Source organism: Wolbachia endosymbiont of Rhagoletis indifferens, assembly GCF_048537595.1.
GTDB lineage: Bacteria > Pseudomonadota > Alphaproteobacteria > Rickettsiales > Anaplasmataceae > Wolbachia.
Map to the genome: position 1 here is coordinate 51,258 of NZ_CP175923.1, position 25,725 is coordinate 76,982.

The window sequence follows — 25,725 nt, forward strand, 5'->3', positions numbered from 1 at the left end:
GACAAATTTATGTAATGATTTCAAATTTAGCCATACCAATATCAGTGAATTTGTTGAGCAAATAGCACTTAATTAGTAATTCTTTTTCACGATTTACTTCAGATTTATTCCTAAAGCTAAATCCAAATACTTGCTTCAACCTTGAGAAAAATCCTTCTATGTAAGATCTCTTTCCATAAATTGCTTCCTTTTTCCACTCTTTTACACCATCTTGTCCATATAATTTTATTAACCTAATAGCAGCATTTCTGTCAGACATATAATCTATTTTTGAATGTTCTGCTGCATCCTTTTTTGGTAGAACTTTTGTCTTTATATCGTATTTCTTACACAATTTATAAAGTTTGTGCCTATCGTATACCCTATCTGCATATAATGCTTTTATTTTGTGCTGAAAATTAACTTCTTCAAGCAAATCGCAAGCTCCATAGTGGTCAGAGTAGACGCCATTACTGTATCTTGCAGCTATAGCTTTTTTACTATTCACACTTAACATAACATGTAACTTTCTTACTTGCTCGTAGCTTCGGTACTTTCTATCTGCACTGTTTTCCTTACTGTGGCCAGGAGTGTTACTGTAAATGCTGATACTTGTGCTATCTATGATAATTTCAATATTTTCCATGTTGCTTTTATCAACCCTGCAATCATTTATCTTAATATTAAGTTTTTTAAACCTTCTTGATGCTTGTGAATAGCTGATAACTGCCAAATTTTTTCCTATTTGTTGCAGATATCCTTTTATAAACCCCACCGTTTGTCTTAAACCAATTCTAAAAAGATTGACAATTATATGCACCAAAATTACGACTTTATCACTGTAAATATTGTTGCCACCCTGCATTTTGGCCCAATTTCATACCAATTTTCGATAGCTTCATCGATGTAACGAAAAATATTTCCCCTTTTTTCAAGGAATTTGTTATATTCGTTTTGGTTACTGACTTTCATTTTCTGTGGCATATTTTTTCTTCAACAGTTAAATGGTTATTTATAATGAATTTTGTCAGTAGCCACCAGATTTTTTCGGTTGCTATGCAACAAAGCCATCCCAGTGTCTGGGCACTGGGATGACACCATTCTTTTTTCTGGATTCCAGACTGGAATGACACCGTCTTGGATGGAAACCAGTGTCAGCTACTTTCATGACACCATCATAAGGTGAAACTGGATCCCAGTGTCTGGGCACTGGGATGACAAGAAGAGGGCACTGGGATGACAGGAGAAGGGGCTACTGCCGTCATAAAGGAACCAGTGTCAGCTACTCGGATGATACCTTTTTCTACTTAATTTGGGTTATGCAAGAAGTCTATTCGCGGTATCTCAGCATAGATTCCGCTAACACGTAGCGGGATGACGGTTGTCGGTAAGCCTAAGTCAGTTTAGCTATATGCTTTTAATTCCCCCAAAAGGAGAATTAAATATATGAGATTCTAGTTGATATAATTTAATGAATGGTTAGTTTAAATTACTAATTACTTAAGAAATTTTGATAATATTTAATCCACTCGCTTTTCTATTTTCCATATCGCGATGGGCTTGAATTATTTCATCAAATTTATATTTTTTATTGATCCGTACAGTTAAAAGTTTTTTTCTTATCATCTCGAAGATTTCCATTGTGGTAAGCACTAATGTGAATCTATCATGCTTATAATGGTATATTGAGGTTCCAGTTGCAAATAACGAACGTGAACTAAGTAAAGAAAAACTAATAGGAGCGTTACCTGATATCTGCCCATAGGAAACGTATATGCCGAACCTGCCTAAAGATTCAAAAGAGAGCTTGCTTGTAGCGTAACCTATGGGGTCATACACTGCACCTACTCCTCTGTTTTGCGTAATCTCCATAATTTTAGAAACGAAGTCTTTATCATTGTAGTTTATTGCGTATGTGCAGCCACTTTGTAAAGCTGTCTTCATTTTTTCATCAGAGCTTACAGAGCCTATCACTACACCTTTTTTATCCTTTGCCCATTGGCATATTATTTGTCCTAAACCACCATTAGCCCCATGAACTAGCACGAAAGCACCAGGCCTAATTTTATAAGATTGATTAACTAAATAGTGAGCTGTCATACCTTTAAACAGCACTGCAGCAGCAACTTCATCAGATATGTCATCTGGAATTTTTATCAGATATTTCTGGTGTATAACGCGCTTTTCACAATATGCCCCTGGAGGAGCTGTGCAATATCCAACTCTATCTCCAACCTTCAATCCATCACTGATTTTTTTACCAAGCTTTTCAATAACTCCCACTGCTTCTACCCCAAGCACTGATGGTAAATTTTTAATTTTGCGCGTACCTTTTCTGTGCTCTAAATCATAACGATTTAAGCCAATAGTTGTGTGACGTACTAAAACTTCCTCGCCTTTTGGCTCACCTATATTCTTATCTACAAATTCTAATACTTCTGGTCCCCCAGTTTTTTTAATTTGTATAGCTCTAACCATGATGAATGTAAGATAAAAACTTTCATTATGTTATCTAACAATTAATATTTTGCAAAGTTATTGTTTCCACAATCAATAGACTTCTTGCGTTACCTCCTGTCATTCCAGCGCGTGACGCTGGAATCCAGATACGATTTCATCATATAAATCTTTCCATTCTTGATTTGTTTTTTCAATTAAGTTTATTTTCCATTTTCTCTGCCAGCTTTTTAGAAGCTTTTCTTTACTAATTGCTAAATTTATGTCTTGAAACTCCTCAAAGTAGACTAATTTACTAACATTGTACTTTGACGTGAAACCGGAAATGGCTTTGCTTTTATGCTCCCAAATTCGTTTAATTAAATTTGATGTTATACCTATATACAGGGTTCCATTTCGTTCACTTGCAAGTATATAAACATAATAACTTTTCATATATAGTAACCTGGATCCCAGTGGGCTTTGTTGCATAGCAACCGAAAAAATCTGGTGGCTACTGACAAAATTCATTATAAATAACCATTTAACTGTTGAAGAAAAAATATGCCACAGAAAATGAAAGTCAGTAACCAAAACGAATATAACAAATTCCTTGAAAAAAGGGGAAATATTTTTCGTTACATCGATGAAGCTATCGAAAATTGGTATGAAAATAGTCCAAAAATGCAGGGCGGCAACTATATTTACAGTGATAAAGTCGTAATTTTGGTGCATATAATTGTCAATCTTTTTAGAATTGGTTTAAGACAAACGGTGGGGTTTATAAAAGGATATCTGCAACAAATAGGAAAAAATTTGGCAGTTATCAGCTATTCACAAGCATCAAGAAGGTTTAAAAAACTTAATATTAAGATAAATGATTGCAGGGTTGATAAAAGCAACATGGAAAATATTGAAATTATCATAGATAGCACAAGTATCAGCATTTACAGTAACACTCCTGGCCACAGTAAGGAAAACAGTGCAGATAGAAAGTACCGAAGCTACGAGCAAGTAAGAAAGTTACATGTTATGTTAAGTGTGAATAGTAAAAAAGCTATAGCTGCAAGATACAGTAATGGCGTCTACTCTGACCACTATGGAGCTTGCGATTTGCTTGAAGAAGTTAATTTTCAGCACAAAATAAAAGCATTATATGCAGATAGGGCATACGATAGGCACAAACTTTATAAATTGTGTAAGAAATACGATATAAAGACAAAAGTTCTACCAAAAAAGGATGCAGCAGAACATTCAAAAATAGATTATATGTCTGACAGAAATGCTGCTATTAGGTTAATAAAATTATATGGACAAGATGGTGTAAAAGAGTGGAAAAAGGAAGCAATTTATGGAAAGAGATCTTACATAGAAGGATTTTTCTCAAGGTTGAAGCAAGTATTTGGATTTAGCTTTAGGAATAAATCTGAAGTAAATCGTGAAAAAGAATTACTAATTAAGTGCTATTTGCTCAACAAATTCACTGATATTGGTATGGCTAAATTTGAAATCATTACATAAATTTGTCGTAAACCATCACTGCTTAAGGTGCTATGCAACAAAGCCATCCCAGTGTCAAGCACTGGGATGACACCATTTGTTGTAAACTCACTTTTACTCTATGGTTATACTACCTTGCCGCTATCCTGAACGGATACCTTCTTTCAGCTTTGGATGACAATAGGAAAAAGTTTGTTACTTAAGCTTAAAAAACGTGTATGATAGTGTTATTTCGCTCAAATCTTTTGTATTACTATCAAGCATTATCTCAGGATCTATATAGAAAGATACGGGCATAGCAGCTTTTTGTTTTGGCAGCAACATTTGCTCTTCAAAACAAAAGCATGCAACTTTATTGAAATACTTACCTGCTTTAAAAGGCGTAACATTATACACCGCCATTCCAAATGAAGGCTGATCAGATAGATTTTTTGCGTAATAAAACGCTAAACTTTGTTCTCCTATGTTTACGTCAACGTAGTTAGTTTCTGATTTAAATTCCCAAGGTAGATCGGACATTATATCAGCATTGAAGTGAACCCTGATTTTTTGGTCAGTTGCACTTATTGTTGCATTAGTTACTTTTCTTGTTGTGCCACCATATCCAGTAGCTTTGCAAAAAATGCTGTATAGAGGCACCGATGCATATGCAAGACATAGCATCAACACGACTAAAGATATTAAAAAGAAAACTATAGAATTCTTACTACCTTTCCTTAAAAAGGAAAACATCTAGTCCCTATTATTGAACAAGTTAAGTAACCTGAGTAGATTGAGAAATATGTTAATAAAGTTAAAATAAAGATCAGTTGCACCCAGTATTGCCAATTTAGTAGTAGCGACTTCTGATCCGTCGTTATATTTATAATAAACGTCCTTGATTCTTTGAGCATCATACGCAGTCATTAAGGTAAAGACTATTACTGATATGAACGATATTGCAAAGTAGAGAGGACTACTTCCAAGGAATAAATTTACTACGGATGCTATAATTATCCCCAAGACTCCCATAATCAAGAAAGAGCCCATACTTGTAAGATCTCTTTTTGTGGTATTACCATATAAAGCCATAGAGCCAAACATAATTGATGTAATGAAAAACGCTCTTGCTATATTTTCTGCAGTATAAACTATAAAAATATAAGATAAGGAAAGCCCCATTAACACTGAGAACGAGAAAAATATAGTAACGGCAGACTGAGCACTTAGGTGTTGAATTCTATACCGCATATAGATCACCAATGCAGCTGGAGAGAATATTATCACAAGCGACAGAACAGGATTAGAATGAATTACCTGAAAAAGACCAGAAAATACCGTTAGAAACGCAACAAGCCCTGTAACGCCTAAAGCTAAAGCCATGTAGTTATATACTTTAGTTAGGTAACTTCTAAGCCCAGCACTATAATAAGCGCCTTGAGCGCGGACATCCTGTTCATTTCTCATGTAAGACATAAATATAACTCCTTTTGTCTATTATTTAACACATTATAATATAAAACCACATTTTTATCAAGTATTTTTATTATAAACAGCTATGCGCTGGCATTTGTTTTAATATAAATAGAATATAGGCCTATTGCTGCTGCATTTGAAACATTTAAGCTGTCAATTACGTTTGACATTGGTATTTTTAAAAGATAATCACAATTTTCTTTAACTAACCTCCGCATTCCTTTCTCTTCGGAACCAAAAATAATTACTCTTTTTTTCTCAAAGCTCTTTATTTCATCTATATTTTCTTTAGCATTGCAATCAAACCCGTAACACCAGTAGCCGACCTCTTTCAAATACTGCATAGTTTTTACTATATTTGTAACGTATATTAGCGGGACAATATCTAATGCCCCACTTGCTGCTTTTGCAATAGATGCATTTTCACTCGGTGAATGGTTATGTGGTAAAACCAATGCGTTGACATTAAAACAAGCTGAAGTTCTTAAAATCGACCCAATATTGTGCGTGTCAGTGACTTGATCTAAAATGACTATGGTAGAGCTATCGTTCGAGCTTTCAGCTATTTCTTCAATGCTTAAGTTATAAAGAATAGGGGCAACATTTAAAGCAATTCCCTGATGGTTAGCACCTTTGGGTAAAACGTCATTAAGTATTTTGTTTTCTACTAATCGAACTTTAATGCCCTTACTGTCTACACATTGCCTAATTTCTTTTTCGTGTTCTCTATAGAAATTTTCTGTTGCTAACAGTTCTATACACCGCCTATTTTTATTCTTCAGTGCTGACATGCAGGTATGCTTTCCATACAGCCAAAAATTCTCATTAGTTTTTGACGATTTCATCGTATTATTGAAAATCGGGTTTTTATAGAATAAGCAACATTTTACTATGTTTAGATATTGTTGTAAAATTATACAATTCGATTAATGCGTTTATGTCGGACGATAAGTTGGATTGGCAAAAAAATGTTAAGCCAATAGAATGTAGAAAAGTTACTTTGAAAGTTGATCATAAAGTAAATATAAAGTCTATGGTTGATAAAGGTACCTCCGACTTACAAGGGAATTTTCTTAATACCAATAATGGTAATTCATCATTTTGTCTTGACTACAACACAAAATCAAAGATTGATAGGGGTAAATATTTTATAAGCGATAAGCTCGATTTGCATGGCTATAATATAGAGGATGCTTACTGTAAATTGATAGATTTTATTATCAAAAATTATCGAGCAGGAAATAGATGTTTATTGGTAATTACGGGATACGGCAGTGCAACAAATAAAACAGACACTATAAAGAGTAACTAAAATAAATGGTTAAATGACACTAAAATCCAGCATATGGTTCTATACTACCAGCAAGCTACGAAAAAACATGGTGGTAAAGGAGCTTTTTATGTTTTATTAAGAAGGAATAAAAACCTTGAGTCCTGATACTTAAAATTCCTTTTAAGCCTTAATTTTTCTTGTATAACCATATAAAAATCAGTGTTCGGCAGCGCATGACGCACAATTGTACAAACATTGTAGCCGTTATTCAAGTAGCTATAGAAACGAAAAACTTGCTTGACACCCTCCGCCAGCCCCCCTATCATAGTACTGAAGGTATTCATTTATCTTCAATCTGTGCAGATTAAACGACAACAGTATTACGTAATTGGCGTCTTATTTTTAATTTCTTGCACTATGCGCACCTTATGTCTTCACAACATTTCTAGCTATATAAGCTGAAACGCGCTTATAAAGCGTTTAAGACAGTATAGAACGCCAATTTGCAGGATTAGAGAGTGACAACTAGCTAACACGGAATATCTTTTGCCTTTTTTTCTGCTTAGTAAATTTCCTAAACATTTATGACTAAAGGTTAGTTGCATTAAAAAGCAGCTGAGTCGCGGTTATTAGACGTTTAAAACATAAAAAAACGCCAATGTTTTTAAATAGATATTAGCCGGGGTTTCTTTTGCCTTTTTTTTCGTTTGGTAAATTTCTTAATATTTGTAGCTAGAGACTCTCATCTTTAGCGAGCTTCAAGGTAATTGGTTGCTATTTGCGAAAATATTTGCATAATTTAAGCAACATTAATTGATAAAAATTAACTATGGAGCTTAATAAGATTGCAGCATCGATTTTACTTTCTGGGCTAATCATTATGATAGTCAGCAACGTAGTTGATATGCTGTATAGTCCAGAGGAATATAAGATTGAACACCAAACGATAGTAGCTGCTGAGCCTCAGCAAAAAATTGAGCAAGTGGCGCTTGATATTGGAGCGCTCATGCAGAATGCTAGCTTTGAGAAAGGTAAATCAGCAGCGAAAAAATGTATAGCTTGCCATAGTTTTGAGAAAAGTGGAATGAATAAAGTAGGACCAAATTTATGGAACGTAATTGGAAACAAAAAGGCCCATCTTGGCAACTCATTCAATTACTCAAAAGCAGTGCTTGAAAAAGGTGGAAAATGGGGGTATGAGGAGCTATTTGCCTTTTTAAAGAACCCAAAAGCCTATATAAAAGGTACACGTATGGCATTTGCAGGTATTTCCAATCCACAAGAAATTGCAGATCTAGTCAGCTATTTGCGTTCGATGAGCGATAGTCCGGTTGCTTTGCCAAAGTAGTATGGATTATTGTAAATTGTTTGATGGAAATAATGGTCACATAGCATATCGAAAGCTACAAGGAAAGAAAGCTTCTGTAGTTTTTTTCGGTGGATTTGCATCAAATATGAATGGAACTAAAGCAACTGCTATTTACAAATTTTGCCAAGAAAATGACGTAGCACTTGTGCTATTTGATTACTTTGGTCACGGTAACTCAAGTGGTAATTTTGCCGATTATACAATAAGTGATTGGCAAAAAAATTGTGCTAAAGTGATAAGTGAATTAACTAGTGGTAAACAAATAGTTATAGGTTCAAGTATGGGAGGATGGCTGATGCTGCTCACTGCCCTTCAATTTTCAGAAAAAATTGCAGCATTAATCGGCATATCGTCTGCTCCCGATTTCACTGAAGATTTGATATTCAAGCAATTGTCAGGCAAGCAAAAAGAAGAACTAGATTCTAAAGGTGTAATAGATTTTACTTCAGAGCATTGTACATACAAAATAACTAAAAATTTGATCGAAGATGGCAGAAAGAACCTTCTTTTAAACAAAGAGACAATAGATATAAACTGTCCTGTGCGCTTATTGCATAGCATTAATGATAAAGATGTTCCTTATCAAACTTCATTGAATTTAGCTGAAAAAATCAAGTCAACTGATGTTGAAGTACACTTAATAAAATCAGCAGAGCATAACATGTCTGACAATCATTCACTGGAAGTTTTATTTAAGACCATTAGAGAATTTTGTAACCGTTCACTTATTTGAGCTTTCTTCAATTTAAAGTAAATACAGAAAATTGCTGCCTATAGCTAAACTGACCTTACCCAGAAAAAGTGGAGAGAAAGTTGAGAATGTTTTTTTATAAAAAGAATGATGAATCAAAATGTTCAGGGATGCAATAGTTAATAGTAACGTTGTTTGTTATAAAAAATTTCTATATATTCAAATATAGCAGTTTTAATATGCTGTTTAGAGTGCTTAGAAGTGTCTATTGGTAACTCCCTTTTTAGAGAACTTTTCTACAACAGAATTGTCGTAACAACAACCTTTATGGCTCATCTATATTCTTTATGGCTAAGAGATATTGATAACCTTGTGAAGTATATTGTGAACCTTGATCACTATGTAACAGTAGGTTTTTGGCAGGTTTACGTTTATTAACGGCCATTAATACAGAGTCCATGACCAATTGTTTATTCATTGAACTACTCATTGACCAGCCAATCACCATATGTGAGTATAGGTCGATTACTGCTGCCAAATATAGCCATCCTTCTTTGGTTTTTATATAAGTAATCCCATACTTTATTTGGTTGATCGACAATAAAGTTTTGGTCTAATATTACGACTCTACTGTCCGTTTGTTGTTTCTTAATTTTAAATTTTCTTCTCAATATAGCCTGAATACCATTTTTCTGCATAATACTTTGCACTGTTTTCAAGTTGCAACTTTTACCCAAAGCCTTTAATTCAGCATGAATTTTACGAGCTCCATATCTACATTTAGAAGCTTTTTTTGAATATCTGCTTTTATTTGCTAATTCTCTATTGCTTATTTCCCTCGCAGCCCACTTATAGTAGCCACTAGCAGATACATTCAAAATCCTACATAATTCCCGTACTTTATAGCAGCTGCTATGTTCTTTTATAAAAAAATATTTTACTCTTTTTGACTGCCCAGGGCTTTTTTTTAAATGTCTCTCTCTCTTGTTACTCTTGCTAACTCTTTCTTTAAATCAAATCTTTCTTTGTCGTAAGGAGCTACATTACCCCTACCTGGAAAAGCATTTGCTACTGACTTCTTTTCGTTATATTTTTTTATCCACTTACCTAATACGTTAGAGCTTATACCTAGATCTTTTGCTACTTTCGAAATTGTTTCTCCTCTTTCTTTAAAAAGTTTTACAGCTTCTTCTTTCAACTCTGCTGTATATTCTCTTCCATTTGACATATTGTACCTCTCTATAAAAACATTTTTTTATTATAAAAACGTACCAACTTTCTCTCCACTTTTTCTGGGTAAGGTCACTTTAGCTATAGCAGTTAACTTTGCAGTTAACTTTTACAGCGTTTCAAGGTATAGTTTTTATAATAAAGTGTTCGAATATACATGAAAACCATTTTAGCTGTTGAAACAAGCTGCGACGAAACTGCAGTAGCGATTGTAAATAGTGACAAGCAAGTCCTTGCTCACGAAATTCTCTCCCAAGCAGAACACAAAAAACGCGGTGGCGTAATCCCTGAGATAGCGTCACGTGCTCATATGGAGCATTTAAGTGGTCTAATAAAAAGCGCTGTAGAAAAATCTAACCTCAATTTTCGCGATTTGGACGCGATTGCAGCAACATCAGGACCAGGACTCATAGGTGGACTAATAGTTGGTACAATGATGGCTAAAGCAATTGCGCATGTAGCACAAAAACCGTTCATTGCAGTGAATCACTTAGAAGCACATGCATTGGTTATTAGGTTACTGCATGAGGTAAAATTTCCATTTTTAGTCCTACTAATATCAGGTGGTCACTGTCAATTTTTAATTGCACAGGATGTAGGTAAATATATTAAACTCGGGAAGACACTCGATGACTCGTTAGGAGAAGCATTTGATAAAGTTGCTAAGATGCTGGGTTTAAGCTATCCCGGAGGACCATTAATTGAAAAGTTAGCTAAAAAAGGCAATGGTGCAAGATTTAAACTGCCAAGGGCAATGATAAAACGTTCTGGATGTAATTTTTCGTTTTCTGGAATCAAGACAGCAGTAAAAAACTTAGTGCAGAAACTCGAAATAAGCGAGCAAAATGTGTGTGATGTATGTGCTTCATTTCAAGAGTGTATTAGTGACATACTGCTGGACAGGGTTAGTAATGCGATTATTATGGCCGAATCTTTAAATATCAAAATCAATGACTTTGTGATTACCGGCGGAGTTGCAGCAAATAATTTCTTGAGAGAAAAATTGAAAAAACACACAAACTTAAATATATTTTTTCCCCCTAATAACCTATGTACAGATAATGCAGTGATGGTTGGATGGGCAGGAATTGAAATGTTAAGGAAAAACTATATCGATTCTCTCAATTTTGCACCAAGGCCAAAGTGGGAGTTGGAGAGTTATTAAAAACTCTCAATTTTGAATTAGGTAATGAAGGAAATATTAACTATACTTCTTTGTTTATATTTCCTATTCACATATATTAATATTTTACTCACTTAAAGTAAGCTAACTGCCGTTATTAATATTTTTGTAATAAAAATTGTATATGGTGCATGTAATCAAATTAAGAGGAAGATTGTGGAAATTACGCCATCAATAAAAAAAGAATTGAAGCAAAGTACTCTATATGTTTGCCTAGAAAAATGCAAAAGTGCATTTTGGTTTATCTTTTGGTTTAGTGCGGGAATCAATTTATTAATGTTATTCCTACCACTTTATACCTCTCAAGTGCTTGATCGGGTGATATCGAGCGAAAGTGTATCAACACTAACTATGCTGACAATTATCACTTTATCTGCATTTGCATGTTCTGCAATGCTTGAAACTTGTCGATATTTAGCCATGGCAAAAATAGGTGATTGGATCGATAAAACTGCAACACCAGATCTGATAGTAAGGTCAATCAGGCTAACGTCAGTGCAGAGCTCAACTTCAAGTGGTGAAGCAATACGAGATCTCGGAGTGATAAAAAATTTCATTACAGGAAATGGTATATTCTCACTGTTTGATACTCCATGGTCGTTAATTTACCTTGTTGTGATTTTCATGATACATACCTCCACGGGGTTTATAGCTATTACTGGAATTATTATATTAGTCTCTATGGCAATATGGAATGAACTTGCCACTAAACGAATATTACAAGAAACCAACGAAGAAACTATACGGAATATCAATGCTATAGATGTTGCAACAAGAAATGCAGAAGTGGTTGAAGCTATGGGCATGTCAGAATTCATAGTCTCTGATTGGTGTAAACGAAATGATCAGAATCGAGCAATGCAAATTAAAGCACAAAATCGCTCTAATGTAATTACTGGAATCACTAAGTTTTTGCGCTCAACTCTGCAAATATCAGTAATTGGAACAGGTGCATTACTTGCAATCACAGCTCATAAGACTGCTGGTAGCATCATCGCTGCTTCAATTTTAATGGGTAGAGTATTAGCACCATTTGACGCTGCGGTTCATACTTGGAAGTTTTTAAATCAGGCTAGAATGTCATATGGAAGGCTACAAAGACTTATATTAACATCGCCAAAAAGAGAGCAAACGATGGCTCTACCAGAACCTGAAGGAAAATTGGAATTTGATAGAGTATTTTTTACTCCTTATGGAAGCAATAAGCCGACAGTAAAAGGAATATCATTCATTATAGATCCTGGAGATGTAGTTGGTGTTATTGGTGCAAGTGCTTCTGGTAAATCCACTATCGCAAAATTAACTGTTGGTGTATGGAAGCCAATATCTGGTGTAGTCAGACTAGATGGCGCTGATGTATATACTTGGAATCGAGAAAATTTTGGTAATTATGTTGGCTACTTACCTCAGGATATTGAGTTATTTAACACTAGTGTCAAAGCTAATATTGCTCGCATGAGGCCAGATCCAAATCCTGAAGAAATAATCAAAGCAGCAAAAATTGCAGGAATACATGAACTAATACTAAGCTTACCAAATGGATATGATACAACAATAGGAGGTCCTGGAGGAGTAACGCTCTCTGGCGGCCAAAAACAGCTTCTTGGACTTGCCAGAGCTTTTTATGGTCACACAAAACTTTTAGTACTTGATGAACCAAACGCTAACTTAGATAGCAATGGAGAGGCATGCTTAATTAATGCAATTGGCATTGCAAGAAAACAAAATACTACTACTGTTATCATCACTCACAAGCTACCGTTATTGTCCGTAGTTGATAAGGTGATCCTCATGTCAGATGGTGTCATTTACGCTATGGGACCAAAAGATGAGATTTTGAGCAAATTAGTTGCTCCATCATCAAATACCACAGAAGATGAGCGCTCTTCAGCAAATGGTTAGCTTACTTACACTAAATTCTGTATCTGAAATAACAACTGTTCCAGAGAAATATATATTTCTTTACCATTAGAAATAATATTACAAGAATAGTAAATAGATTAATAACTCCTATTAATTAAAGTTAATCGGCAGATATAGCTAAAGTGGCTTAGGTTTACCTACAATTTGAAAAACAACAAATTCGTCATTCCGCTACTCGTTAGCGCCGCGGCGCATAAGTGTTGAAAGTGCAATCACACAAGGTGATTAATGGTATGTAAATCTCCTCTTGATATCAACCTTCGTTGTTGGGAAAGCAGATAAACCACGTCGAAAATTCGCTTAAACCTTCTAACCACAGGCAAAAAGGCGCTTTTTTAATTTATTTTATTACCATTGAAATTTATGCCGTTAACCACCTTATATAATGCCACTTATAGCACTTTCAACACTTATGCGCCGCGGCGGTATGACGTAGAGAAACCTTTCTTGGGTTAGCTATAGTGTATATTTCTAATTAATGAACTTTCTTAATCTATTGTTTAAATAACTTAATATTAGTAGTGGTTTTATAAAAAAATTATAATATAAATAATGTTGCTGCGAAAATTTATAACAATATTTCCCTCTAACGTTTAATGAATTTCAATAAATTGCCTTTTTAATTCTAGATAAGTATATGCTTTGTTAATATGTTTAGTTCAAAATCCAAAAGTAAGTTTATGCTTTCTATTGGAGAAGAAGGCATAATGTTACTATATTTTAAAAATAATACTTTAAATAAAAGGTATTTTGTTAAGGGCAAAAACGATAAAGCAGTTTCCGATTTAATTTCATGTCTTTCATCAGACAAAAAAGCACCTTTATACCTGGTGCTTAATCATGCAGATCAAAATTACTCGCTACAGTTTATTACAAGGGCAAACAAGATTAGTGCCTATCTATCAGCAAAAACAAAGATGGAGCATTTTTCTCGTAATAATGACATAAGTTCAGTTTTTTTGGTTGAGAAGCCAAACAAATTCAATCAAAACTGGTGCTATCTTCTTGTTTCATCAAAAGCAAAGCATTTAGTAGAATATTGGTTGAATGTGTTTATTGAGATAGGCTCCAACTTTAAGGGAATATTAATGTTTCCTATAGAAATAAGTAATATAACAAAAAAGATTCTACATAAAGATCCTAATAATTGGAAAATTATAGTTGCTGCAACTAAAACGGGAGGCTATAGACAAGTGGTTCTTAAAGAGAATAAAATGGTATTTACGCGTTTAACATCATTTACTAATGATAATTTACCAGGAATTATTGCTGGTGGAATATATCAGGAAGTGCAAGATACTATTCGATCCTTAACTAAGTTTGGGTTTGAAAAAAATAACCCTATCGACCTTTGCATCATAGTGTCAGAAGATATTAAAGCTAGTTTATCAGTCATAAATTTTTCAGAGAACAGTGTGAACATATTAACTCCATATGAGTTAGGCAAACTATTAGGAGCAGAACTAGCTATAAGTGAAAAAGATAACTTTTGCGATACTATAATTTTGTTTCATAGCTTTAAGAATAAGCCAACAGCTATTTTTAATACAAAGGAAACTAAAGAATTTTATCTATTCAATTACCTTTATTTAAACTCTCCTCAAATTTTTCTATACTTTGCTTTGGTTTTAGTTGTAATTAACATCCTTTGTTTGCTAAATTTGTATTCAAATTTCAATGTCGCTGATAATTTATCCGCAAAGCAGAGCACCTTAAATAACCAATTAACAAAACTTAGCCAAAGCTATAATGTAAAAAAAATAGATGAAATTTATGATTTTATTAATATCAATAATATTTTATCAAAAATAGAATACTCTCCTCTTACACAAGTTAAGTATGTAGAAAAGTTAAAAGTACCAGGTATAGAACTTCGATCATTTGAATGGAATTATAATGAGGCAAAAAGTTATATTACTACAACTTTAAGGTTTAATTTTCGATCCGGTGAAAATATTTCCTATCAATACGAGAAACTACGAAAAAATTTAAACGATAATTTTCGTACCTATGACATTAATATTTCTAACTTACCTGCTGCTAAAGGGCAAAATCTATCTATTGATGTTGAAATAGGAGAGGCAATGTAGATTAATGACTATCTCTCAATTAAAAAGAAAAGCTACAATTCAGTTTATATCGTATTTGTTATTATCTGTTGGATTAATAGGGTTATTAACATATGTTGTTATCTATAACGAAAAGGTTTATAATAAAAACCAAATTGCGATTGATAAAATACGTTCTATTAATTTACAGATTACTGGAATTCAAAAAAAGGAAGTTGTTCTAAATAGAAACCTAGATTTATGGAAAAAAATTTCTTCTTCAAATTTACACAGTAGCAGATACATTGCAAATTTAAATTTCGAGCTTAGCAAGTTATATAAAAAGTACTATATATTAGAACCTGAAATATCAATTTCTATACCCGAAGAAGTTGAGCTCCACAACAAAAGTGAACGCACAAAAGTAATAAAAAGTGAAGTGGCCCTAAATTTAAGCTCAATCAGCGATAAGCATATTTTTTTATTTCTACAGTCTATTCCAAATCTGCCTGGTTATGTTATGATCAAATCTCTTATTTTAAACAAGCAGAGAAATATTGATGCTGCAACTATGAATCAGATTTTGAATGGTAATATGATAGAGATAGTGAGAGCTAATATAGTCTTTGATTGGTATACTATATTAAGTAGATAAGATAATGAATATAAAGCTGTTTTTTATTTTTACGCTACTCATTTCCAATGTTAATGCATATTGCAGTTGTGAAGATATCATAGAAAGCATAGAAATTTGTAAGGAGTATTCTTGCCGACAATATATTGGCAATGAAGATTTTATTGAGCATAAAATATTAGGATTAAATAGTGGAAATTTATGCGTATATATAGAAAAACAAGGTAATGATGAAATGGTTTGTCATCATTCTCAGTATGGAATGATGATAGAAAAAAGATATTTTGAAAGTGTTCTTAAAGTTGGCAATCAAGAAATCGATGATTTTATTGATATAGCAAATTTGCGTGCAAAAGAGTGTTTCTTTATTAACAATCAAAAACTAAGCTATACAGATCGGGACGATATAATAAGAGAAGCAGTGGAAAGTGACTTTGACGTTTTGTCACAATATAGTAACGTAAAAAGCATTTTTTTTGATGAAGAGCCAGTTAATAGAATGGTCAATGAAATGGAAAAGTTCAATTTACGGTCTTCAAGAGCTGCAAAAGAGGAGGTATCAGATAATTTCAACTGTAAGGTAGTGAGTTTAGACTCAATTTTATATCTTTCTCCCGATACATGGAAAATATGGGTAAATGGAAAGCTGTTTATAAATACTAAGGATTTAAAAGTGCACTCAGTCACTGAAAATTGTGTGACTTTTGTATGGGCCGTAGATCAAAAAGCAATAAAAAAGCATGCGAATGATTCTCAAAATGTATATCTTGGACATGAGAGTATTATGTTTACGCTTTATCCAAAACAAAAATTTGACTTGGATAGCTTATCTATTAAATAATTTAGTATATAGCCAAAGTGACTTAGGTTTACCGACAATTTGAAGAACCGTCATCCCGCTGCTTGTTAGCTGATGAGATACCGCGGGTCTATACATGCGCTTGTAGCTCAGTTGGATAGAGCGTTGCCCTCCGGAGGCAAAGGCCGTGGGTTCGAATCCCTCCAAGCGCACTTTTAATTAAATTTGACAATAGTACTTTCATATAAGATAATAAAGGGATTTATTTAGAGCATAATTATGTCTGGTGGTACCATAAACAAAGTCATACTAGTTGGTAATTTAGGAAAAGATCCTGAAATTAGGACTACACAAAATGGAAAAGAGATGGCAAGTTTTTCAATAGCCACATCCGAAAGTTGGACTGACAAACTTTCCGGTATGCGCTCTGAAAAGACAGAATGGCATAATATCGTAATTTTTAGTGAAGGATTAGTAAAAGTCGTCAAAGATTTTGCACGTAAAGGCAGTAAAGTTTATGTTGAAGGTTCTTTGAGAACTAGAAAATGGACTGACCAAAACGGTAGTGAAAGATACACAACAGAGGTGGTTCTATATAATTTTAATAGTGCTCTTACTCTCTTGGATTCGCGACCAAATTCCGATTACAAGCCGAGTGAATACAAGCAAAATGAAACAGAACAAAAAAATAAGCACGAAAGTTTTGACAACGATATAAAAGATGAACTAATCGACGATGAAATACCATTTTAACAATTTAAATTGAAATCTACATTTTTATGGACTGCTTGTGTTACTCCATTTAATTGCAATGGGGATAGCATAGATTATAGCAGTTTGCAGCGTTTACTGACAATGCAAGTTAAAGCTGAAAATGGTGTAGTGTTGCTGGGTAGCACCGGTGAAAGCCTATCGCTCACTGATTCTGAAAAGCATACATTAGTTGAATTTGTATGTAAGCTAAAATTAAATACGAAAATTATAATTGGTGTACCAGGAGTGAATCTATATCAGACTCTTGAATGGCTTGATTTTTGCAAGGGTATGCCTATTCACGGCTATCTAATGACAACTCCCATTTATGCAAAGCCCGGAATTATGGGGCAGACTTTATGGTTTGAAAAGCTGCTTGAGAAAGCACATGTGCCGGCTATGTTTTACAATATTCCATCGAGAGCAGGAGTGAGTCTTCACGCTGAAACTGTACGCAACTTATCCAGCCACGAAAAATTTTGGGCTATCAAAGATTCAAGTGGCACCGTTGATACTTTAGCTCAGTATAAGAAAGTTGCTCCAAATATTGAGGTCTTTTGCGGAGATGATAATATGATATCCGATATGGCCGCTTATGGTGCGGCTGGTCTGGTTTCCGTTGCTTCCAATGTTTGGCCACATGTAGCACATGAATATGTTAAGCAATGCCTACTGTCATTCCAGCACGTAACTAGAAAAAAAACAACTCCTCAAATGACAGGAAATGACATAAAAAGTTCAACAGATATCTGGCAACAAGCTTGCAAAGCTCTATTTATTGCCAGCAACCCAATACCCACTAAAGCACTTTTGCATGATATTGGTCTTATAGAACATCAAACTGTCCGCCTACCACTCAGCACAGAAGACTTGCCTTCTGTTGAGATATTAAGGCAAGCCAATAAAATGATTCTTGGATGGAAAGAACTGACTGACCTTACCCAGAAAAAGTAGAGAGAAAGTTAAGACGTTTTTGGAGTAAAATAAAACGTTTTTTCAAAGAGGTGTAATATGACAAATAGAAGAGAATATACAGCAGAATTTAAATTGGAAGCTGTTAAGCTGGTTAAAGAAACAGGTCAAACAAGTACAAAAATAGCAAAAGATCTAGGTATAGATGGCAGTATGTTAAGTAAATGGGTAAGAAAATATGATGGAAAAATGTCTGGAGCATACGCATTTCCAGGCAAAGGAAAACTAGCTCCTTATGACAAAGAAAGATTTGATCTAAAAAAAGAGTTAGCAAGAGTAAGAAGAGAAAGAGACATTTTAAAAAAAGCCCTGGGATATTTTGCCAAAGAAAAAGAGTAAAATATTCTTTTATAAAAGAGCATAGAAATTGCTATAAAATACAGGAACTATGCAGGGTTTTGTGCTGGTGGTTATTATAAATGGATTGCTAAAGAAAAAAGCAATAAAGAATTAGCAAGGGAAGGACTTCTAGCAGAGATTCAAAAAAAGCATCTAAATGCAGATATGGAGCCCCTAAAATCCATAAAAGCTTTAGGCAAAAATTATAACATCAAAACAGTGCAAAATGTTATGCAGGAAAATGACATTATAGCCAAACTTAGACGAAGATTTAAAACTAAAAAACAACCAAATAATATGGTTATTGCTCCTAATATATTAGATCAAAATTTTATCACTGAGCAACCAAATAAAGTATGGGATTACTTATATAAAAACCAAGGAAGGTTGTTGGCAGCAATAATTCTCACGCATGGTAGTTAATGAGTCATACAATGACAAAACAATTAATTGTGGATTCTTTGCTTATGGCTGTTAACAAACGCAAACCCCCTGAAAATCTACTGTTACATAGCGATCAAGGGTCACAGTATACCTCTCAAAATTACCAATTTCTATTGAATACAAAAAACATCATTTCCAGCATGAGCCATAAGGGCTGTTGTTACGATAATTCTGTTGCAGAAAGCTTCTTCAGTTCACTCAAAAGGGAGCTGCTTATTGATACTTCTCAACATTCTGCTCAACAAACTAGAACTGCCATATTTGAATACATAGAAATCTTTTATAACAAACAACGTAGACATTCTACTATTAACTATTGCATTCCTGCACAATTTGATGCATCATTCTCATGACAAAATCGTCTTAACTTTCTCTCTACTTTTTCTGGGTAAGGTCAGGCCAGTTTTTTGACAACTTTCCTTTACATGCCGGTGCTTCTAGTCTGCATTTTTCTTGAGCTCTCATTTGCGTAACGACGTTGACAAAGTGTAACCAAGGTGTTTCTTTTATAACATATTTTTAACTTACAACCGCCGCGGTATCTCTTAGCCGCTAACAAGTAGCGGAATGACGAATTTGTCGTTTTTTAAATCGTCGGTAAACCAGAATTACTTTAGCTATAACAAAATAGAAATAAGTTGTTGTAAAAAATTTTTCATGGTAAAATTATTTATTTTCACCACATGTTTAAAGGAATTATCACGGATATCGGGACTATAACTGATACTACCACTCACTCCAACTCTGATCAAATTTTCCATATCAAAACACAAAACTTACCCTCTATAAATAAAGGAGACTCAATAGCTTGCTCTGGTGTGTGTTTAACTGTTGTTGATATAATGAGCGATACATTTACAGTCCAAACGTCTCAAGAAACTATGAAGGTTTCTAACTTAAATACGTGGAAGATAGGCAAAAAAATAAATCTCGAACAAGCAATGAGATTAAGTGATAAGATCGATGGCCACCTAGTTCAGGGTCATGTTGACGGGATAGTAAAAATTTTAACAATTGAGCGAAATTTAGATTCTCATGAAATCAAGCTATCATGCCCACAAGAATTAATTAAATTTGTTGCAAAAAAAGGCTCTGTTACACTAGATGGGGTTTCTCTCACAGTGAACTCAGTTATTAATCAGGAATTTACAGTAAATATCACTCCCTATACATGGGAAAATACAACTTTTCAGTACAACAAAGTAAATGATTATCTGAATTTAGAAATTGACATGATCGCTAGGTATTTAGATCAACTGATGCAGCATAAATACAATTAATTTTACAACCTCGTTATTTATAACTATTATATCTTGAAAACCATATAGATATAAAATATGCTTTTCGATAGTCTAATTATCTTCATTGTTGTTCTATGTGTAATAATCTCGATAACTAGAGGCTTTATAAAAGAGCTATGCGCACTAATGTTTCTATTTTTATCAGTTTTTCTGACAGCTAATCACTATGATTTTTTCACTCTAAATTATAGTAAATATTTTGATTCTAAAGTTACGTTAAACATACTCTCTACAATTTCTGTATTTATTATACTTAATCTTATATTGATGATAATAAATAACTGGCTAATGTACATATTATCGCCCATAAGGTTGGGGTTTATCGATAGAGTTACTGGAATCTTTCTCGGAGTGCTTAAAGGAATATTGCTCTCTTATATATTATTTTTTGCTGTGCACTTATATTGCTACACAGTATATGACAAAAAAGAGGAACATTCTGAAATAAAAGCAGAAGACATATTGCCTAATTGGATAATAAATTCACACTCTTATCAGACTTTATTTGTGACAGCAGAAGAAGTAATTGACATGTATGTACCAGAGTCGTTGATACTAAAAATAAAAGAGATCGGTGGAGAAATGGTTGATTAAGAAAAACCTAAAAACAATAAAAAAGAAGAGTAAATATTTATTTATAAATATGTTCATTGGGAGTATTCAAAAAGCCATATGTGTCAGGTTAAGAGCAAATATTCAAAATTGTAAGTCAAAAATATGGTTGAATAACTGTGTGTATAATTATTAATCTTTTCTAAGCATTTTAGCAATGGCTCTTTCTAAATTTCTCGACCCTAAGAATGATGGTGTGCTGCAGTAACAAACAAAGTAATGTTTGTTTTATTGAAGATGAAGGAAGGTCCTTCGAAATCGGTTTTCAGGAGCAGGTTTCAAACCACCTTAAGTGGCTCTATTCAAGAGATAGGGTCATAAGCGTTAAGGAAAAATCAGCATATAAGCTGGAAGGTGTGGATCAGAAAGACGAACGTGAGTGAACCACTGATGAACGTGTCGAAAAGGGAAGTGAACATCGAAAGGGGGAGTGAGTCGTTCTCCTCTGCCAACGTTTGCTCCCAAGCTGCAAGACGAGCACTACAAATTAGCAAAGTACACAAATCAACGAACAAATTGCTAGCGGTGCTTGTTGTTCCATTTGGTTCAAACTCGGATACGATTTCTTCAGAGTTGAATACCAGAACCATCTGCTGCAATAAACCTATAGCCTCTCCAGCTCAGGCTCATCTTGATAGGCTGTTTGGATGCTTAAATTCTTTAAAACCTGTATTTATATCTTGCTTTAGAAAAAGCTTGCTTTGAGGGTGGAACTTAATGAGCTCACATTCTATTCCTAAACTTTTCTTAATTAACTTTAAAATCATAGAAAATACTGTCGTAAAAGCTTGTTCGTGTGAAACTCAACACAATGGATTCTCTGAAAAGCTTTCGAGTATATTATATTTTTAATTTGTAGAATAAGATTTTTTCCTTTTTGCATGTTTCACCTAAAAAGGACATATTTTAGACTTCTTTGTTGAAATAAAACAGAAACAAAAGTGCTGTTTATTGCAGCTTTTGGGTAATTTAATGGTGAAAAATTTAGAGAGAAGTTTTATACACAATCACTGATATTTTCCCTTAAGTTGACGCCATTGGCTGAACAGTTGCTACTTGTTAGCGAGATCTATGCTAAGAGATACCGTGGCGGTATGACGTAGAGCTCGCGTTAGCTATACTTTTATACTCACCAAATCAGTTTGCTTGCTTACAAGCAAACTAGCATAAAAAGTGGTTGTTAAAAAACAACGTTTTCGATGAGATTGCAGGAAGGCTGGATTCTAGTGTCAGCTACTTTCATCTGCCTACCTGCAAATTGCAATGTTCGTACAGTTATGTGTCACGCTACTTGGATGACACCGTTGAAAGAAATGAACCGCCTTTTCAAAATTGTTTTGAATAGAGGAATAACATTCACAAGTAAAATTTCATATTACCATTTTTTAATTTATGTATTATAATAAGCTTAATTTATAAGAAAAACAAAGTTGGAAGGACTAAGCAAAAACTGGGTGATAAGAACGGGAAGATTTTTATCTTCATTGTTTTTTTTACTACTAATTGCGCTATCAATACGTAGTTTTTTATTCGAGCCATTTCATATACCTTCTGGTTCAATGAAAAGCACCCTACTTGAAGGGGATTACATTTTTACTAGTAAATACTCATATGGTTACAGTAAACACTCCTTTCCATTTTCTCCAAACATTTTTAGCGGCAGGATTTTTTACACCCCTCCAAAGCGTGGCGACATAGTAGTTTTCAAACCCACAAAAAACGACAGTATCCGATTTGTTAAGCGGGTAATAGGAACACCGGGCGACAAAGTGCAAATGATAGAGGGAGAATTATACCTAAATGATCAGAAAGTAGAGCGAAGGCAAATTGAAAGTTTTTTTGATTATGAGTCAAATCGTAACATACCAAGATATATAGAAACGCTTTTAAGTGGCAAGGAGCATGAGATTTTGATAGATAACATTTCTAATAAGCTATCATATAACACTCCGGTTTATTATGTACCTAACGATCAATTTTTTGTTATGGGAGACAATAGAAATAATTCTTTAGATAGTAGGTTTCCTGAAGTTGGTTTTGTACCAATGGAAAATATCATTGGGCGTGTAAGCATAGTTGGTTTATCGTTTAAATTGGGAAAGATCGATTGGTTACCATTTAATTTCAGGTTACCTGTTGCTCTGAGATTAAATAGGGTATTGCACAAGGTTGTGTAAGCTTTTTCTACCTATTTGTTAATTCACACAACTCTAAAGAGGAATTTTCTAACTCGGCGATAGCGTTGTTAATTTCATTCAAGTCATTGCCTTGTAAAGCGTCTTTTGCGTTTTGTAATAGGTTTTTCAACTTTTGATCAGTGGAAAAGTTATTATTGTTTTCAACCAAGTGTATGAGTTTATTTCCATTAATTTTAGCGCCTGCAAGGGAACGAGCCTTCATATCTTCATCAAAGCTGTTTATTGACTGGTCAACCATATTTTGAATATCAGCTTCACTCAAGCCAAAACTTGAATTTACTTCAACTGTCTGCTCAATTCCAGTAGCTTTTTCTCTTGCAGTAACAGTCAAGATTCCGTCAACGTTAACTGTGAATTCTATTTCAATTCTTGCAGAACCTGCAGGCAGTGGCGGTATACCTTTTAGTTCAAACTGCGCTAGAGATTTGTTATCCTCTATCATTTCACGTTCTCCCTGACAAACGTGAATTTTCATTGCTGTTTGCCCATCAACATAAGTTGTAAACTCTTTTGTTTCTGAAACTGGTAGTGGCGTATTTCTTGGTATGATTTTTTCAACTATGCCTCCCATAGTTTCTATGCCAAGTGATAAAGGTAGAACATCCAGGAGAATATTCCTATCTTTTGAGCTCGAAGTTAAATCGTGAGCCTGCAGGGCTGCCCCAATGGCAACTGCTTTATCTGGATCCACGTCATTCAGTACTTTATTTCCAAAGAGTTTGACTAGTGAATTTTGAACCAATGGTGTTCTAGTTGCACCACCAACTAAAATTACTCCTTTTATATCATCAATTTTAAGATCTATATCACTTATAGTACGAGTGACTATATTGATAGTCCTATTAACTAAAGGACTTATTGCCGGCTCGAATTCTTCTCTAGTAATTTCGCATTTAAATGACTTGCCGTTAACATTAAATTCGAAGATACCCATAGTGTGATTGCTTAGGTACTCTTTCACAGAGCGTGATTCGATAAGTAAGGAATTTAGTTGCTTAGGGGTTTCTCCAGTCTTTTCTCTATACTTATTAAGCACAATTGAACTCAGAAGATGATCAAAATCATCACCGCCGAGTTTGGTGTCACCACCAACCGCAAGAACTTGAAACACTCCTTGATGCAATTTCAATATCGAAATATCAAATGTTCCACCACCAAGGTCATAAACTGCATATATTCCACTGTTATTGTTCTTTTCAATAGAGTAAGAAAGCGCTGCAGCGGTTGGCTCGTTAACGAGGCGAAGAACTTCTATTCCAGCTAATTTTGCTGCATATTTAGTTGCGTTACGTGCTGAATCGTCAAAGTAAGCTGGCACAGTAATCACTGCTTTTTTTACTTCCAGCCCCTTAGACTTTTTTACCCTCTCACATAAAGCTTTTAATATCTCAGCAGAAATCTCAACAGGAGTAAGATACTTTTCCTCTGCGCATTTTACTCTAATAACTTTTTCACTTTCGTTATCTATTTCAAAATTGAGGCCTTCTTTATTTAATTCTTCAACACTTTTACCCATTAAACGCTTTATTGAGTAGATTGCATTTCGACCGACGTTACAGCCAGTTTTCAATGTATTATCTTCATATGAAATAACAGAAGGCAGTAGCTCTCTTCCTTGCTCATCTTTAAATATTTCTGCATTGCCAGCTTTATTTACCATGGCAATTAAAGAATTGGTAGTACCAAGATCTATACCAAAAACTACTTCACTTGAATTTGGTTCAGAAATTTGAATTGGTTGCATTCTTTTTCACCTCCTCAAATGACTTATATAAATATTTCAATCTTAAGACTTGTGTAGCAGCTCCATCAAAATTCTTTACAGCAAAAGTGTTAATTAGGTTTTTAATGCAACCTTTTATTTTTTCATCAACCATCCTACTTGCAAATTGTAGGTCGTCGCAGTCTAGTAAGTACTCTCTTACCTCCATTGATTCATTTAATATTTCAGAATTCAGATGATCCTTTTTATTTTTTACATTAAAAAGATTCAATAAATGCTCGGCACGTTCTAGTGGTGACTTTAGCACTTGATAAGCTTTGTTGATATTTTCCATATTTTTGGACTGCTTTTCATTTATATCAGTCTTGCTTAGCTCAATATATTTTTTCTCTAACTCATCAAAGCTGATATTGAAAGTTGGTTCAATTTTAAACAATGCAAAATAGCTGCTAGACATGAAAACTCTCTCCACAACCACACTTTCCTTTTTCATTGGGATTTTTGAAAACAAAACCAGATGAGAATTTTTCCTCTACATAATCCATTTCAGAACCAAGAATAAACATGACGGATTTTGGATCGATCAACACTTTAACTTTTTGGTCATCACTACAGGTTTCCTCAATTATCGACTCTAAAGGACGAGTATCATATGCATATTCAATATCATATTTTAAACCAGAACATCCTTTTTGTTTAATTAGCACTCTTATTCCTATTGCTTCTTCTGATTTCTCAAGGTTAGCATGCTTTTTTTGATCCAATAAATACCTTATCCTTTCTACTGCTTCCGCAGTTATAGTGATAAGTTTTTTATTCTTTTTTACAGTTTCACCTCCGCCTACTTCTTGATATTCACCCAT

Annotated in this window: 23 protein-coding genes, 1 tRNA gene and 5 pseudogenes; 17 read left to right on the forward strand and 12 right to left on the reverse strand. The window is 34.0% G+C overall.

Features of this window, described 5'->3' with window-relative positions; translation table 11 throughout:
* Positions 1 to 7: 7 nt before the first annotated feature.
* The 4 genes and pseudogenes from ACJZL1_RS00290 to ACJZL1_RS00305 all read right to left on the reverse strand — a co-directional run bounded on the left by ACJZL1_RS00290 (position 8) and on the right by ACJZL1_RS00305 (position 2,871).
* Positions 8 to 963 (reverse strand): annotated as a pseudogene (locus tag ACJZL1_RS00290) (IS5 family transposase).
* The gene (locus ACJZL1_RS00295) at positions 948 to 1,112 is read right to left on the reverse strand and encodes a hypothetical protein (protein ID WP_265026383.1); all 165 of its coding nucleotides are present in this window, start codon (positions 1,110 to 1,112) and stop codon (positions 948 to 950) included. The pseudogene ACJZL1_RS00290 and the gene ACJZL1_RS00295 overlap by 16 nt, the downstream one beginning before the upstream one ends.
* A 367-nt stretch (positions 1,113 to 1,479) precedes the next feature.
* The gene (locus ACJZL1_RS00300) at positions 1,480 to 2,457 is read right to left on the reverse strand and encodes a quinone oxidoreductase family protein (RefSeq protein WP_265026380.1); all 978 of its coding nucleotides are present in this window, start codon (positions 2,455 to 2,457) and stop codon (positions 1,480 to 1,482) included.
* Positions 2,458 to 2,556: 99 nt separating this feature from the next.
* A complete protein-coding gene (locus ACJZL1_RS00305) occupies positions 2,557 to 2,871 on the reverse strand; it encodes a GIY-YIG nuclease family protein (RefSeq protein ID WP_253307275.1) in 315 nt (104 codons plus the stop codon).
* A gap of 108 nt (positions 2,872 to 2,979) precedes the next feature.
* On the opposite strand from ACJZL1_RS00305, the gene ACJZL1_RS00310 reads away from it, so the two are divergent.
* Positions 2,980 to 3,936, forward strand: coding sequence for an IS5 family transposase (locus ACJZL1_RS00310; RefSeq protein WP_264735368.1), 957 nt, complete (start codon positions 2,980 to 2,982; stop codon positions 3,934 to 3,936).
* Positions 3,937 to 4,110: 174 nt separating this feature from the next.
* On the opposite strand, the gene ACJZL1_RS00315 is transcribed toward ACJZL1_RS00310, so the two are convergent.
* The 3 genes from ACJZL1_RS00315 to rlmB form a co-directional block, all read right to left on the reverse strand.
* Complete coding sequence (locus ACJZL1_RS00315; RefSeq protein WP_419247251.1) at positions 4,111 to 4,647, reverse strand: cytochrome c oxidase assembly protein; 537 nt, start codon at positions 4,645 to 4,647, stop codon at positions 4,111 to 4,113.
* Entirely contained in the window at positions 4,648 to 5,370 is a 723-nt protein-coding gene (locus ACJZL1_RS00320) for a Bax inhibitor-1/YccA family protein (protein WP_419247252.1), read from the reverse strand.
* Positions 5,371 to 5,450: 80 nt separating this feature from the next.
* Entirely contained in the window at positions 5,451 to 6,215 is a 765-nt protein-coding gene (rlmB, locus tag ACJZL1_RS00325; protein ID WP_265034442.1) for a 23S rRNA (guanosine(2251)-2'-O)-methyltransferase RlmB, read from the reverse strand.
* Positions 6,216 to 6,307: 92 nt separating this feature from the next.
* Between rlmB and ACJZL1_RS00330 the strand changes: the two are divergent.
* The 3 genes and pseudogenes from ACJZL1_RS00330 (at position 6,308) to ACJZL1_RS00340 (ending at position 8,745) form a co-directional block, all read left to right on the forward strand.
* Positions 6,308 to 6,808 (forward strand): annotated as a pseudogene (locus tag ACJZL1_RS00330) (Smr/MutS family protein).
* A gap of 664 nt (positions 6,809 to 7,472) precedes the next feature.
* Positions 7,473 to 7,991: a c-type cytochrome gene (locus ACJZL1_RS00335; RefSeq protein WP_419247253.1), complete on the forward strand. Its 519-nt coding sequence runs from the start codon at positions 7,473 to 7,475 to the stop codon at positions 7,989 to 7,991.
* 1 nt (position 7,992) lies between these two features.
* Complete coding sequence (locus ACJZL1_RS00340) at positions 7,993 to 8,745, forward strand: alpha/beta hydrolase (RefSeq protein ID WP_265026373.1); 753 nt, start codon at positions 7,993 to 7,995, stop codon at positions 8,743 to 8,745.
* 94 nt (positions 8,746 to 8,839) lie between these two features.
* Here the strand turns inward: ACJZL1_RS00340 and ACJZL1_RS00345 are convergent.
* Positions 8,840 to 9,931 (reverse strand): annotated as a pseudogene (locus ACJZL1_RS00345) (IS3 family transposase).
* 159 nt (positions 9,932 to 10,090) lie between these two features.
* On the opposite strand from ACJZL1_RS00345, the gene tsaD reads away from it, so the two are divergent.
* The 12 genes and pseudogenes from tsaD to ACJZL1_RS00405 all read left to right on the forward strand — a co-directional run bounded on the left by tsaD (position 10,091) and on the right by ACJZL1_RS00405 (position 21,324).
* Positions 10,091 to 11,098, forward strand: a complete 1,008-nt coding sequence (gene tsaD, locus ACJZL1_RS00350) for a tRNA (adenosine(37)-N6)-threonylcarbamoyltransferase complex transferase subunit TsaD (RefSeq protein ID WP_265026370.1) — start codon at positions 10,091 to 10,093, stop codon at positions 11,096 to 11,098.
* A 174-nt stretch (positions 11,099 to 11,272) separates the two neighbouring features.
* Positions 11,273 to 13,018 carry a type I secretion system permease/ATPase gene (locus ACJZL1_RS00355; protein WP_265034435.1) on the forward strand — a complete coding sequence of 582 codons (1,746 nt, stop codon included), beginning with the start codon at positions 11,273 to 11,275 and terminating at the stop codon, positions 13,016 to 13,018.
* Positions 13,019 to 13,689: 671 nt separating this feature from the next.
* On the forward strand, positions 13,690 to 15,129 hold the full coding sequence (locus tag ACJZL1_RS00360) for a hypothetical protein (RefSeq protein WP_265026368.1): 1,440 nt from the start codon (positions 13,690 to 13,692) through the stop codon (positions 15,127 to 15,129).
* Positions 15,130 to 15,133: 4 nt separating this feature from the next.
* Positions 15,134 to 15,742 (forward strand): hypothetical protein, encoded by a 609-nt coding sequence (locus ACJZL1_RS00365; RefSeq protein WP_419247254.1) that lies wholly within the window; start codon positions 15,134 to 15,136, stop codon positions 15,740 to 15,742.
* Between the two features lie 4 nt (positions 15,743 to 15,746).
* A complete protein-coding gene (locus ACJZL1_RS00370; RefSeq protein ID WP_419247255.1) occupies positions 15,747 to 16,562 on the forward strand; it encodes a hypothetical protein in 816 nt (271 codons plus the stop codon).
* 96 nt (positions 16,563 to 16,658) lie between these two features.
* Positions 16,659 to 16,732, forward strand: a tRNA-Arg gene (locus ACJZL1_RS00375).
* Between the two features lie 67 nt (positions 16,733 to 16,799).
* Positions 16,800 to 17,273 carry a single-stranded DNA-binding protein gene (gene ssb / locus ACJZL1_RS00380; RefSeq protein WP_265034432.1) on the forward strand — a complete coding sequence of 158 codons (474 nt, stop codon included), beginning with the start codon at positions 16,800 to 16,802 and terminating at the stop codon, positions 17,271 to 17,273.
* 9 nt (positions 17,274 to 17,282) lie between these two features.
* A complete protein-coding gene (dapA, locus tag ACJZL1_RS00385) occupies positions 17,283 to 18,227 on the forward strand; it encodes a 4-hydroxy-tetrahydrodipicolinate synthase (protein ID WP_265026364.1) in 945 nt (314 codons plus the stop codon).
* A gap of 57 nt (positions 18,228 to 18,284) precedes the next feature.
* Positions 18,285 to 19,381, forward strand: a pseudogene (locus ACJZL1_RS00390) (IS3 family transposase).
* Positions 19,382 to 19,711: 330 nt separating this feature from the next.
* Complete coding sequence (locus tag ACJZL1_RS00395) at positions 19,712 to 20,308, forward strand: riboflavin synthase (RefSeq protein ID WP_265026363.1); 597 nt, start codon at positions 19,712 to 19,714, stop codon at positions 20,306 to 20,308.
* Between the two features lie 57 nt (positions 20,309 to 20,365).
* Complete coding sequence (locus ACJZL1_RS00400) at positions 20,366 to 20,923, forward strand: CvpA family protein (RefSeq protein WP_265026362.1); 558 nt, start codon at positions 20,366 to 20,368, stop codon at positions 20,921 to 20,923.
* Positions 20,924 to 21,135: 212 nt separating this feature from the next.
* Entirely contained in the window at positions 21,136 to 21,324 is a 189-nt protein-coding gene (locus ACJZL1_RS00405) for a hypothetical protein (RefSeq protein ID WP_419247535.1), read from the forward strand.
* Positions 21,325 to 21,345: 21 nt separating this feature from the next.
* Here the strand turns inward: ACJZL1_RS00405 and ACJZL1_RS00410 are convergent.
* Positions 21,346 to 21,824 (reverse strand): annotated as a pseudogene (locus ACJZL1_RS00410) (IS4 family transposase); the annotation flags it as partial.
* A gap of 547 nt (positions 21,825 to 22,371) precedes the next feature.
* Between ACJZL1_RS00410 and lepB the strand changes: the two are divergent.
* The gene (lepB, locus tag ACJZL1_RS00415) at positions 22,372 to 23,118 is read left to right on the forward strand and encodes a signal peptidase I (protein ID WP_320109927.1); all 747 of its coding nucleotides are present in this window, start codon (positions 22,372 to 22,374) and stop codon (positions 23,116 to 23,118) included.
* 7 nt (positions 23,119 to 23,125) lie between these two features.
* Here lepB and hscA read toward each other — a convergent pair whose 3' ends face one another.
* The 3 genes from hscA to ACJZL1_RS00430 are packed head-to-tail and all read right to left on the reverse strand — an operon-like array spanning position 23,126 to position 25,725.
* Positions 23,126 to 24,883 carry a Fe-S protein assembly chaperone HscA gene (gene hscA / locus ACJZL1_RS00420; RefSeq protein ID WP_419247256.1) on the reverse strand — a complete coding sequence of 586 codons (1,758 nt, stop codon included), beginning with the start codon at positions 24,881 to 24,883 and terminating at the stop codon, positions 23,126 to 23,128.
* Positions 24,861 to 25,319 (reverse strand): iron-sulfur cluster co-chaperone HscB C-terminal domain-containing protein, encoded by a 459-nt coding sequence (locus ACJZL1_RS00425; protein ID WP_419247532.1) that lies wholly within the window; start codon positions 25,317 to 25,319, stop codon positions 24,861 to 24,863. The genes hscA and ACJZL1_RS00425 overlap by 23 nt, the downstream gene beginning before the upstream one ends.
* Positions 25,312 to 25,725 carry a HesB/IscA family protein gene (locus ACJZL1_RS00430; RefSeq protein WP_419247257.1) on the reverse strand — a complete coding sequence of 138 codons (414 nt, stop codon included), beginning with the start codon at positions 25,723 to 25,725 and terminating at the stop codon, positions 25,312 to 25,314. Before ACJZL1_RS00430 ends, ACJZL1_RS00425 begins: the two co-directional genes overlap by 8 nt.